The organism is Corynebacterium otitidis ATCC 51513, from assembly GCF_000296405.1.
Classification (GTDB): domain Bacteria; phylum Actinomycetota; class Actinomycetes; order Mycobacteriales; family Mycobacteriaceae; genus Corynebacterium; species Corynebacterium otitidis.
In genome coordinates, this window is record NZ_JH815194.1 from 128,098 (window position 1) to 139,718 (window position 11,621).

Here is an 11,621-nt window from a genome sequence, read left to right on the forward strand (position 1 = left end):
CCGGACAGCCCGGGGCTCGTCGCCCGCCGGGCGCGGCCCCGGGGCCGGGTCCCGGTCGGGGCGCTCGGCGGCGTGCTCGCCGCTCACAGGCCGCTCATCCTCTCCCTCGCCTTCTCGGCGAGGCGCTCGCGCAGCGCGTCGGCGACGTCGTTCTCCAGGCCGGGCACCGAGGAATCGCTCGTCGAGGAGGCGGTGTTCAGGCTCACGGTCTTGAGCCCGAAGGCGCGCATGAGCGGGCCCGCGGTGACGTCGACGAACTGGATCCGGCCATAAGGAACGACGGTGAACGTGTGCCAGAGCTTCCCGCGGGTGATGAGCAGCTCGTCGTCGGTCTCGAGCCAGGCGGTGTGGCGCACCTGCAGCGGGATGAGGATCGCGTGCCACACGAGGAGAACCACGGCGAGCGCGGTGCCGATGTAGAACGCCCAGTGCACGAACCAGCCCGCCGCGGCGAGGCCGATGGCGATGATCGCCTCGAAGGGCAGGGTGGAGATCAGCCTCACGGCGGCGAGTTTCGGCGAGACGGGCGTCATGCGGGACAGCTCGTCTCCCGCCCGCGGCGCGTCGGCCGCGGGCTCGGTGCGGTGGTGGGTCATGATCCCCGAATCTATCGGAGAGCGCTGCCCCGGCGGAGGCCTCGAGCGGGATCGTTAGGAAATCGTGACCGGATCCCTCGGCCCGGCTAGCGGAAGTCCCGGGAGCCGGCGCTGAGCAGCTCGCCGACGGGCAGCGCCTCGATGAGGTCGGCGCTTAAGTTCGCGACGCCGTTGGCGTTGCGGATCAGCCCGCGCACGACGAGCGCGCGGGCGGTGCGCGCGACGGTGCGGTGCCGGCGCCACAGCCCGGGGGTGACGGTGACGTTGATGAGCCCGGTCTCGTCCTCGAGCCCGAAGAACACCACCCCCGAGGCGGTCGCGGGGCGCTGCCGGTGGGTGACGACCCCGGCGACGCGGATGCGCTTCCCGTCGCGCTCGGCGAGCAGCCGGTCGGCGGGCACGACGCCGGCCCGGTCGAGGGCGGCGCGCACGTGCTCCATGGGGTGGATATCGGGGCTCACGCCGGTGGCGGCGATATCGGCGACGGTGAGCTCGAATGGGCTCATACCCGGCAGCGCGGGAGCGGGGCTCTGGGTAAGCCCGGGCAGCATGCCGGGGCGCTCGGTGGCGGCGACGCCCGCCTCCCACAGCGCGGCGCGCCGGCTCAGGCCCAGGCCCTCCAGGGCGCCCGCCCTGGCGAGCGCCTCGGCCTGGGGGACGGTGAGCCCCGCGCGGCGGGAGAGATCCGCGAGCGAGGCGAACTCCCCATCCTCGCGAGCGGCGACGATGCGGCCCGCGGCCTTCTTACCCAGCCCCCCGATGAGCCCGAGCCCGAGGCGCAGCGCCCCGGGCTCGGGCGCGAAGGACTCCACCTTCGAATAGCGCACGTCGACGCCGCGGACCTCGACGCCGTGGCGGCGGGCGTCGTGGATGAGCGACTGGGGCGAGTAGAAGCCCATCGGCTGCGCCTGGAGCAGCCCGGCGCAGAACTCCGCGGGGTGGTGGAGCTTGAACCACGCGGAGAAGAACACGATCGAGGCGAACGACTGGGCGTGCGACTCGGGGAAGCCGTAGGCGGCGAACGCGACGATCTTCTGCCACAGGTTTTCGGCGACCTCCCCGCGGATGCCGTTGGTCTCCTCGAGGCCGCGAAGGAAACGGTCCTTTAGGGCCGCCATGCGCTCGGGCGAGCGCTTCTGGCCCATCGCGCGGCGCAGCGCGTCGGCCTCCGCGCCGCTAAAGCCCGCGGCGTCGACGGCGATCTGCATGAGCTGCTCCTGGAACAGCGGGATGCCTAGGGTCTTGTCGAGCGCCTTGTGGAGCACCGGGTGGTCGACGCTCGGCTCCTCGAGGCCGTTCTTGCGGCGCAGGTACGGGTGCACGGAGCCGCCCTGGATGGGGCCGGGGCGGATGAGCGCGACCTCGACGACGAGGTCGAAGAACCGCTCGGGCTTGAGCCTCGGCAGGGTCTGCAGCTGGGCCCTGGACTCGACCTGGAAGACGCCGACGGCGTCGCCCACGGCGAGCATCCGGTAGACCTCCTTTTCCCCGGTGTCGAGCTCCCAGAGGTTGACCGTCTCGCCCGTGGTGGCGCGCACCTCGTCGATCATGTGGTGGAGCGCCTCGAGCATCCCGAGGCCGAGCAGGTCGAACTTCACCAGCCCCACGGCGGCGCAGGCGTCTTTGTCCCACTGGAGGACCGAGCGGTTGTCCTTCCGCGCCCACTCGGTGGGCACGACGTCGGCGAGCGGCCGATCGCAGATGACCATGCCGCCGGAGTGGATGCTTAAGTGCCTGGGTTGCCCGGCGAGCTGCCCGGCGATGGCGGCGACCTGCTCCGGGGTCTCGGCTAAGCCCTTCGACCACGCGTCGGCGCTGCCGGCGGGGTAGCCGAGCGCGCGGGCCGCGTCGCGCACCGCTCCCTTGGTGCGGTAGGTGATCACCGCGGCGACCTGGCCGGCGCGCTCGCGGCCGTAGCGCTGAAAGACGTGCTGGATGACCTCCTCGCGGCGGGTCGCCTCGATGTCGAGGTCGATGTCGGGCGGGCCGTCGCGCTCCGGGGAGAGGAAGCGCTCGAAGAGCAGCCCGGAGGACACCGGCTCGGCGTTGGTGATGCCCAGGCAGAAGCACACCACGGAGTTCGCCGCCGAGCCGCGCCCCTGGCAGAGGATATTGCTCTGCTTACAGAAGGAGACGATCTCCTCGACGATGAGGAAGTAGCCGGGAAACCCGAGGTTCTCGATGACGTCGAGCTCGCGGTCGGCCTGGCGCAGCGCCGCCTCGAGCAGCGAGTCGGGCCGGCCCGCGTAGCGGCCGGGCGCGCGCTCGAGGGTGAGGTGGCGCAGCCAGCTGGCCTCGGTGTGGCCGGCGGGCACCTCCGCGGGCGGCAGCTCGGGCGCGACGAGGTCGAGGGTGAAGGCGCACTCGGCAGCCAGGCGCACGGTCTCGGCGATCTCCCCCTCGAAGCCCGGCGCGAGCCTTTGGAGCTGCTCGCCCGAGCGCAGCCACGTCCCGCCCACCGGGTGGGCGCGGGGCCGCGCCTCGCCGAGCGACTGGCGCCCGCCGAGCGCGCGCTTGACGCCCGCGAGCCGGGCGCGGTCCCTCGTCGCGGCGACCGGCCGGGCGCTGAGGATCCCCCGCAGCGGCGATCCGGCGCGGCCGGAGGCCTCGGCGGCGGCGCGCGCGACGAGCGCGCGGGCGTCCGCGTCCCCGGGCAGCATCTCCGCCGGGTACTCGGCGACCACATTCTCCGGCCCGAACGCGTCGACGAGCTCTAAGAATCCGTCGGGGCGCGCCGCCCACGCCTCGCCGGCGATAACGAGGCACTCCCCGCCGAGCGCCCCGCCGATCTCGCCAAGCGGCGGATAGCGCACCCGGTCCTTGTGGCCGGTGGCCATGTGCGCGTCCGAGACGAGGTGGCTGAGCCGCCGATAGCCCTCCGGGCCGCGGCAGAGCACCGGCAGCACGATCGTCTCCGCGGCGCCCGGCGCGCCCGCGCCGGCGGCGCCGGTGCCCTCGGTGGGGCACTCCGCGCCCGAGGCGGCGTCGGCGGGCAGGGTGATCTCCGCGCCGACGACGGTGGGCAGCCCCTCCTCGGCGGCGGCCTCGGCGAACTCGGCCACCCCGTAGAAGCCGTCCCGGTCGAGCACGCCCAGCGCGGCAAGGCCCAGGGCCCGGGCGCGCTCGACGAGGGCGCGCGGGGAGGACGCGCCGCGGAAGAAGTGGTAGCTCGACGCCGCGTGGAGCTCCGCGAAGGGCACCCGCCCGGGCCGCGCGGCGCGGGCGGGTTCCTCGCCGCGCTCGCGCTCGGGCTCGCCCGCGGGAACGAGCTCCGGGCCGGGCCGCCCGGAGAGGATCCGCTCGATGCGCGACCAACTCAGCCGCTCTCCCCCGTTGAACCTCATGACCCGCCAACGCTATCAAACATATATTCGATTCACGGAAAATCGGGGCTCTCACCTGGACGTTCCCGACGCCCGGGAGGGGCACGCTCGTCGCCGCTCAGAACTGAACAGACTGCTCGGTATGTTATGGGCACCATGGCCGGCTTTTTGCGGCCGAACCACCGACGACGAGCGACAAAAGGAGCGCACATGGCCACGCCCCTGCCCACCGAGCAGGCCCCCACCCACACCGAGCCGGCGCCGGGCGCCGCAGCGCACCTCGACGAGCGGCCTGCGCCACGCCGGCGGCGCCGGGTGCCCATCGCGGCGAGCGCGTTCGTGCTGGCGAGCTCCTTCCTCCTCGGGGCGTGCGCCGACGAGGGCGAGGCGGACGCGGTGACCCTCGGGGTCGCCGACCGGGAGGCCTCCCAGTGGGACGTCTTCGAGGAACAGGCCGAGGCCGCGGGCCTGGCGGTGGAGATCACGTCGTTTAGCGGCCACGACGCGCCCAACGACGCGGTCGCCCAGGGCGACTTAGACGCCAACCAGTTCCAGCACCTGCAGTACCTGGCGACCTACAACGTCGGCGCGGGCGAGGAGCTCGTGCCGGTGGGCTCCACGGAGATCGTGCCGCTCGCGGTGTACTGGCAGGACCACGACTCGCTCGACGGGATCGAGGGCGAGGAGGTCGCGATCCCCAACGACCCGGCCAACCAGGCCCGCGCGCTCAACCTGCTCGCGCAGCTAGACCTCGTGGAGCTGTCCGGCGACCCGCTCGAGCCGGTGCCCGCCGACGTCGACGAGGACGCCTCCGAGGTGTCGATCGTCGCGGTCGACGCGGCCCAGACGCCGGTGGTCTACCAGGAGGGCCGCCCGGCGATCATCACGAACAACTTCCTCGGCCGGGCGGGGATCTCCCCGGACGAGGCGGTCGCCGAGGACGACCCGGAGGACCCCCGCGCCGAGCCCTACATCAACGTCGTCGTCACCACCGCGGACAAGGCGGACGACCCCCGGCTGCAGCAGATCGTCGAGCTGTGGCACACCGACGAGGTGCAGGCCGCGGTCGCCGAGGAGTCCGGCGGCACGTCGGTGCCGGTGCGCCGCGAGCCCGAGGAGCTCCGGGAGATCCTCGAGCGCCTCGAGAGGCAGGTCGCCGATGAGGGCTAGGACCATTGCCGCGCCCCTGGCCGCCGCAGCGCTCGGCTTAGGGCTGGCCGGTTGCGGCGCGGGCGGCGACGCCGAGGCGGGTGGGCAGGCCGAGCCGATCACCATCGGCGCGGTAGACGACTCCACGCTGCAGTGGCAGGCGTTCAAGGACGAGGCCGAGAAGGCCGGCATCCCCGTGGAGACGGTGAACTTCTCCGACTTCGCGACGCCCAACGACGCGCTCGTGCAGGGCCAGATCGACCTCAACCAGTTCCAGCACCTGCGCTTCCTCGCGGACTACAACGTCGCCGCCGGGGAGAGCCTCGTGCCGGTGGGCACGACGGTCATCGTGCCGGCCTCGCTCTACTGGGAGGGCCACGACTCTCTCGACGGCATCGAGGGCGAGGACGTCGCCATCACCAACGACCCCACCAACCAGCCGCGGGCGATCAACCTGCTCGTCCAGGCCGGCCTCATCACACTCAAGGACCCGGAGACCACCTGGCCGCTGCCCATCGACGTCGACGAGGAGGCCTCGAAGGTGGGGCTTCTGCCCGTCGAGCCGGCGCAGGCGACGATCGCCTACTCGGAGGGCCGCCCCGCGCTCATCGACAACAGCTTCCTCAACCGGGCGGGCATCGACCCCCCACGAGGCGATCGTCACCGACGACCCGACCGACCCGCGCGCCGAGCCGTTCATCAACGTCTTCGCCGCGACTGAGGAGACCGCGGCCGACCCCGTCATCGAGGAGCTCGCCTCGCTGTGGCACACCGACGCGGTGCGCGAGGCCGTCGCCGAGGACTCCGGCGGCACCGCCGTCGTCGTCGAGCGCCCCCGCGAGGAGCTCGAGGAGATCCTCGCCCGGCTCGAGGACCTCGCCCGGGAGCAGGCCGCCGAGCAGCGCAACTAGCCGCCCGCCCCGAGAAACCCCCGACCCACCACAAGGAGAAAACCCGATGATCCTTCCCCACCTGCGGCGCCGCGTCGCGGCGCTCGGCCTGGCCGTTCTCGCCGCCGCCGGCGGCGCCGCCGCCTGCTCGAGCGAGGACGACGACACGGTGAGCATCGCGCTGCGCGACCCGGCGCTCGAGCAGTGGCAGGTCTTCGTCGAGGAGGCCGAGGCCGCCGGCATCGACGTCGACTTGGTCGCGATGAGCGGGGACAACGCCCCCAACGAGGCCGTCCGGGAGGGCGAGGTGGACGTCAACCAGTTCCAGCACCTCAAGTACCTCGCCCGCTACAACGAGGGCACCGGCGCGCGGCTGCGGGTCGTGGGCTCCACCGAGATCGTGCCGCTTTCCCTCTACTGGAAGGACCACGACTCGCTCGACGGCATCGAGGGCGAGGACGTCGCCATCCCCAACGACCCCACCAACCAGGGCCGGGCGATCAACCTGCTCGCCCAGGAGGGCCTCGTCGAGTTGCGCGGCGAGGAGCAGCTCGAGCCGGTGCCCGCCGATATCGACGAGGAGGCCTCGGCGGTGACCGTCACCCCCGTCGACGTCACCAACGGCACCGTCGCCTACAACGAGGGCCGCCCGGCGATCATGACGAACAACTTCATCGCGCGGGCGGGCATCTCCCCGAGCGAGGCGGTCGCCCAGGACGACCCCGAGGACCCCCGGGCCGAGCCGTATATCAACGCCTTTATTGCCCTGGAGGATAGAACCGACGACCCCGTGCTCCTCGAGCTCGTGGAGATCTGGCACTCCGAGCCCGTGCAGGAGGCGATCCAGCGCGAGTCGCGCGGCACCTCCGTGCCGGTCAGGCGGCCCGCGGAGGAGCTCGACGAGATCCTCGAGCGCCTCGAGCAGGACGTCCGCGAGAGCCGCTAGCCGGCCGCGCCGAGGCCCGCTACCGGAGGATCGTTTCGGGCCACGACGAACCTCTCGCTGCACGATTACTAGACCGAGTTGTATAGTATACGGGGTCGACTCCCCGGCCGCGGCCGGGGAGGATGCCGGCGCAGCTCAGGCTCCGCCGTAGGGCAGCCAGCAGAACTATCCCGAGATAGAAAAGGACTCTACTGGAATATGGCTATTCATCGCTTGACCAAGCGCGTGCTCGCCGGGGGCGCGGCCGTGGCCCTCGCCGCGACGAGCCTCGTGGCGTGCAACGACGACTCCGAGGAGGCCGCCGAGGGCCCGATCCGGGTGGGCGCCACCGACGATTCCTCCCGCCAGTGGGAGGTCTTTAAGGAGGAGGTCGAGAACGCCGGCATCGACATGGAGGTCGTGTCGTTCTCGGACTACAACACCCCCAACGACGCGCTCGTCCAGGGTCAGATCGACGTCAACCAGTTCCAGCACCTCCAGTTCCTCGCGACCTACAACGTGGGCGCGGACGAGGACCTCGTGCCGGTGGGCTCCACCGAGATCGTGCCGCTCTCCCTGTACTGGAAGGACCACGACTCGCTCGAGGGCATCGAGGGCGAGGACATCACCATCCCCAACGACTCGACGAACCAGGCCCGCGCGATCAACGTGCTCATCCAGGCCGAGCTCATCGAGCTGGAGAACGACGACGTCCTCGAGCCGGTGCCCGCCGACATCGACGAGGAGGCCTCCAAGGTGGGCGTCATCCCGGTCGACGCGGCGCAGACCGCCATCGCCTACGGCGAGGGCAACCCCGCGGTGATCAACAACAGCTTCCTCAACCGCGCGAACATCGACCCGAACGAGGCGATCTTCTCCGACGACCCGGAGTCCGAGCTCGCCGAGCCGTACATCAACACCTTCGTCACCACCCCGGAGAACGCCGACGACCCGCGCATCCCGGAGCTCGTCGAGATCTGGCACTCCCAGCCGGTCCAGGACGCCATCGCCGAGGACTCCGGCGGCACGTCGGTGCCGGTGCAGCGACCCGTCGAGGAGCTCCAGGAGATCCTCGAGCGCATCGAGGGGCAGCTCCGCAACGAGGAGGCGGCCGGCTCCGGCGCCGAGGACGACGCCGACGACGCCGACGCCGAGGATGAGGCCGACGAGGACGGCGACGCCGAGGACGACCCCGAGTCCGAGGAGACCGACGGCGACGAGGACGCCACCACCGAGGACGAGGAGAACGAGGAGGAGGCCGAGGAGCAGCCCGCCGCCTAGCGACGGCCCGCCCCCTCTTCAACGGCACCTTCCCTCCCCACCCCGGGGCCGGCCGCGTGACAGCCCCGGCCCCGGACACCCGGCCCGCCCGCAGCGCACCGCCGCGGGCGGGCCGGGTGTCCGGCAGCGCGCCCCGCGGCGTCTTATCCCCCAGATCCCACTCATAGCTTTTTCATCGTTTGTTAGGGAGAACCGTTTCCGTGACTCACAGCTCCGCCACGCCGGCGCCGTCGCAGGCGAAGCGTTCCGGCACTCGGCTGCAATTCCGGGACGTCACCAAGATCTTCCAGGGCAAGTCGGGCTCCGAGGTCCGCGCCGTCGACGGGGTCACCCTCGACGTCGAGCCCGGGGAGATCCTTGGCGTCATTGGCTACTCGGGCGCCGGGAAGTCCACGCTCGTTCGGCTCATCAACGGCCTGGACACCACCACCTCGGGCGAACTGCTCGTCGACGGCACCGACGTCGCCGGCCAGCCCGAGAGCAAGCTGCGCGGCATCCGCCGAAACATCGGCATGATCTTCCAGCAGTTCAACCTCATGCACTCCCGCACCGCGGCCGGCAATATCGCCTACCCGCTCAAGCTCGCGGGGGTGGGCAAGGAGGAGCGCACCCGGCGCGTCAACGAGCTGCTCGAGTTCGTGGGCCTCGCGGAGCGCGGCGACAGCTACCCCGAGCAGCTCTCCGGCGGGCAGAAGCAGCGCGTCGGCATCGCCCGGGCGCTGGCCTCGAACCCGTCGCTGCTGCTCGCCGACGAGGCGACCTCCGCGCTCGACCCGGAGACCACCCAGGAGGTCCTCGGGCTGCTGCGCCGGGTCAACAAGGAGCTCGGCATCACCATCGTCGTCATCACCCACGAGATGGAGGTCGTCCGCTCCATCGCGGACACCGTCGCCGTCATGGAGAACGGCAAGGTCATCGAGTACGGCCCGGTCTACGAGATCTTCGCGCACCCCCAGTCGGCGGTCACGAAGCGCTTCGTCGCGACGTCGCTGCGCAACGAGCCCGACCAGGTCGAGTCCGAGGACCTGCGCGCCCACAGCGGCCGGCTGTTCCTCATCACGCTCTCGGAGCACTCCGGGTTCTTCGACGCCGTGTCGACCGCCAGGTCCCGCGGCGTGGAGATCAACATCGTCCACGGCGGCGTGACCACGCTGCAGAAGCAGAGCTTCGGGAAGATGACCGTGCGGCTCACCGGCGACGACGACGCCATCGACGAGTTCGCCGCCGCGCTGCAGAAGACGACCCGGATTGAGGAGATCACCCATGGCAACTAGTTACCTCGCGATGGACTGGGACCGCTACGGCGACGAGTTCATCGAGGCCATCGGCGACACCCTGGTCATGGTGTCGGTGACGATGGTGCTGGCCGGCTTCCTCGGCCTCGTCGTCGGCGTGCTGCTCTACACGACCCGCAGCGGCGGGATCCTGCAGAACAAGGTCGTCTTCACGGTCCTCAACGTCCTGGTCAACTTCATCAGGCCGATCCCGTTCATCATCCTCATCGCCGCGCTTCAGCCGCTTACGCTCGCGGTGGTGGGCACCTCGGTGGGCCGGGACGCCGGCATCTTCGTCATGATCATCGCCGCGACGTTCACCGTGGCGCGCATCGTCGAGCAGAACCTCGTCGCCATCGACCCCGGCGTCATCGAGGCGGCCCGCTCGATGGGCGCGCACCCGATGAAGATCATCACCTCGGTCATCGTGCCCGAGGCGCTCGGGCCGCTGGTACTGGGCTACACGTTCATCTTCATCGCGATCGTCGACATGTCCGCGATGGTCGGCTACATCGGCGGCGGCGGGCTCGGCGATTTCGCGATCGTCAACGGCTACCGGGCCTTCGACTACCCGACGATGTACGTCGCGGTCCTCGCGATCGTCATCCTCGTGCAGGCCGCGCAGTTCTTCGGCAACTGGCTCTCGAAGAAGATCATGCGCCGCTAGCGGGACCCCTCCCCGCGGCGCCCGCGCCCCCGTCCCGCCCCTCCGGCGGGCGGGGGCGCCTTATTTTTAGCCCTCCTCCTCGAGCGCGACGACGACCGGCACCTTCTCGGTGCGCTCGTCCTGCCCGCACGAAGCGATGACGCCTGTGACCTCGCGCTTCTCGACGGCGACGCGCCACGAGCGCCCGCCGGGCAGCCAGGCGCGCTCCCCGCTGACCCGGATCTCCCCGGGCGCGACCCGAATACCTTCTGCCGCGAGGCGCTCCGCGACGGCGAGCTCCGCGGCCTGCTCCGCGGGCTTGAGCGTGCCGCGGCCCCGGTTGTTGCCGAGGAAGAGCCGGCCGGCGGCCGCCTCGCCGAGCATCGCCGCGCCCGCCTCCGCGTTGAGCTGCCCGTAGGCGTAGCCCCAGGGAAGAAGCACCGACGTCGCCGCGAAGCGGTGGCCCTTCAAGTGGGTCGTCTCCCACACCCAGCCCTCGGGGAAGCGCTCGTCGAGCGCCTTGGCCACCGGGCGGCCCTTGATCGCGCAGCAGCGGTCCCGCTTGCCGTGCGCGCACACGAAAAGCAGCGGGTGCTCCACCGGCCTCGCGCCCGGCACCCGCCCCGGGGCGCCGAGGTCCGCGCCGAGGAGCTCCGCGGGGTCGTCGACGAGGAGAGTCTCCACGACCGCGACGTCGGGGAAGGCGAGGTAGACGCGGTACGGCCCGCCCGAGCGGTGCCCGGCGCGCCCGACGCGCCGGATGAGCTGGAGCACCGCGCCGGTCTCCTTCGGCAGCCGCGCGAGCCCCTCGCCGACGTTCTCGCGGCCGGTCGCGTCCCTAGGCCAGGGGCCGGGCCACTCGATGGCGACCATGGCGCGAAACGAGCGCGCCGTGCCGGCGATGGGGCCCTGCTCGCCGTCCGAGCACAACCGCGCGCCCGCGCGCCCGCGCGGCCGGGAGGGTGCCGAAACCATGCCACCCACGCTACAGGGCGCAAGCCAGCCCTGGCTTCGCCGCGCCCGGCGCTAGTCGTAGGTGGCCTCGACGCGCCAGCCGCGCCGCCACCACGCCAACAGCCAGCCGCGGGGCCGCTCGTCGCCCTCGGCGTGGCCGACCGCCTCGAGGCGCGCGACCCGGATCGGCGTCTGGCCCCACCACTCGTCGTCCTCGGGCCAGGGCCCCGCCCAGCTGGTGATGGCGTAGCGCCCGCCCGCCACCCCTAGGGCGGCGGGCTCGCGGTCGAGGAGCGCCTCCGCGGTGACGGACACCGGGCGGCCGGCCGCGTCGAGGAGCTTCTCGACGGCGGTCTCCTCCCCGCCGTGGAAGCGGGCGGGCGCGTCCGCGCCGACGGCGACGAGCCCGGGGCGGAGGATCTCCACGGCGGGGGCCACCTCGTCGAGCCCCGCGGCGATGGGCTCGAAGTGGCGCGCGGAGCGGCCCTCGTCCTCGGGGTATTCGGCGAGCCCGGGCGCGAGCGCTCGCGCCTGGCGCAGCCGCATGCCGCGGCGCACGCCGGCGGCCTCGTCGAGGAGCCCA

Annotated in this window: 7 protein-coding genes and 3 pseudogenes; 6 read left to right on the plus strand and 4 right to left on the minus strand. The window is 72.0% G+C overall.

What is annotated here, in order from left to right; all coding sequences use genetic code 11:
- Positions 1-83 precede the first annotated feature (83 nt).
- Complete coding sequence (locus HMPREF9719_RS06005) at positions 84-533, minus strand: PH domain-containing protein (protein WP_174269532.1); 450 nt, start codon at positions 531-533, stop codon at positions 84-86.
- A gap of 149 nt (positions 534-682) precedes the next feature.
- Entirely contained in the window at positions 683-3,940 is a 3,258-nt protein-coding gene (locus tag HMPREF9719_RS06010) for an error-prone DNA polymerase (protein ID WP_004601092.1), read from the minus strand.
- A gap of 189 nt (positions 3,941-4,129) precedes the next feature.
- On the opposite strand from HMPREF9719_RS06010, the gene HMPREF9719_RS06015 reads away from it, so the two are divergent.
- The 6 genes and pseudogenes from HMPREF9719_RS06015 (at position 4,130) to HMPREF9719_RS06040 (ending at position 10,105) form a co-directional block, all read left to right on the plus strand.
- The gene (locus tag HMPREF9719_RS06015; protein ID WP_004601093.1) at positions 4,130-5,089 is read left to right on the plus strand and encodes a MetQ/NlpA family ABC transporter substrate-binding protein; all 960 of its coding nucleotides are present in this window, start codon (positions 4,130-4,132) and stop codon (positions 5,087-5,089) included.
- Positions 5,079-5,979: pseudogene (locus HMPREF9719_RS06020) on the plus strand (MetQ/NlpA family ABC transporter substrate-binding protein). The gene HMPREF9719_RS06015 and the pseudogene HMPREF9719_RS06020 overlap by 11 nt, the downstream one beginning before the upstream one ends.
- A gap of 46 nt (positions 5,980-6,025) precedes the next feature.
- The gene (locus HMPREF9719_RS06025) at positions 6,026-6,904 is read left to right on the plus strand and encodes a MetQ/NlpA family ABC transporter substrate-binding protein (RefSeq protein ID WP_004601096.1); all 879 of its coding nucleotides are present in this window, start codon (positions 6,026-6,028) and stop codon (positions 6,902-6,904) included.
- 198 nt (positions 6,905-7,102) lie between these two features.
- A pseudogene (locus HMPREF9719_RS06030) lies at positions 7,103-7,969 on the plus strand (MetQ/NlpA family ABC transporter substrate-binding protein); the annotation flags it as partial.
- Positions 7,970-8,364: 395 nt separating this feature from the next.
- Positions 8,365-9,438 (plus strand): methionine ABC transporter ATP-binding protein, encoded by a 1,074-nt coding sequence (locus HMPREF9719_RS06035; protein ID WP_004601098.1) that lies wholly within the window; start codon positions 8,365-8,367, stop codon positions 9,436-9,438.
- Entirely contained in the window at positions 9,428-10,105 is a 678-nt protein-coding gene (locus tag HMPREF9719_RS06040; protein ID WP_004601099.1) for a methionine ABC transporter permease, read from the plus strand. The genes HMPREF9719_RS06035 and HMPREF9719_RS06040 overlap by 11 nt, the downstream gene beginning before the upstream one ends.
- 66 nt (positions 10,106-10,171) lie before the next feature.
- Here HMPREF9719_RS06040 and HMPREF9719_RS06045 read toward each other — a convergent pair whose 3' ends face one another.
- Positions 10,172-11,059: a sucrase ferredoxin gene (locus HMPREF9719_RS06045; RefSeq protein ID WP_004601100.1), complete on the minus strand. Its 888-nt coding sequence runs from the start codon at positions 11,057-11,059 to the stop codon at positions 10,172-10,174.
- 51 nt (positions 11,060-11,110) lie between these two features.
- A pseudogene (locus tag HMPREF9719_RS06050) lies at positions 11,111-11,621 on the minus strand (hypothetical protein); the annotation flags it as partial.

Coding starts and splice junctions, on each gene's coding strand:
- HMPREF9719_RS06040 (WP_004601099.1), top strand. CDS start 9,428: ATGGCAACTAGTTACCTCGCGATGGACTGGGACCGCTACGGCGACGAG.
- HMPREF9719_RS06045 (WP_004601100.1), bottom strand. CDS start 11,059: ATGGTTTCGGCACCCTCCCGGCCGCGCGGGCGCGCGGGCGCGCGGTTG.
- HMPREF9719_RS06010 (WP_004601092.1), bottom strand. CDS start 3,940: ATGAGGTTCAACGGGGGAGAGCGGCTGAGTTGGTCGCGCATCGAGCGG.
- HMPREF9719_RS06005 (WP_174269532.1), bottom strand. CDS start 533: ATGACGCCCGTCTCGCCGAAACTCGCCGCCGTGAGGCTGATCTCCACC.
- HMPREF9719_RS06025 (WP_004601096.1), top strand. CDS start 6,026: ATGATCCTTCCCCACCTGCGGCGCCGCGTCGCGGCGCTCGGCCTGGCC.
- HMPREF9719_RS06015 (WP_004601093.1), top strand. CDS start 4,130: ATGGCCACGCCCCTGCCCACCGAGCAGGCCCCCACCCACACCGAGCCG.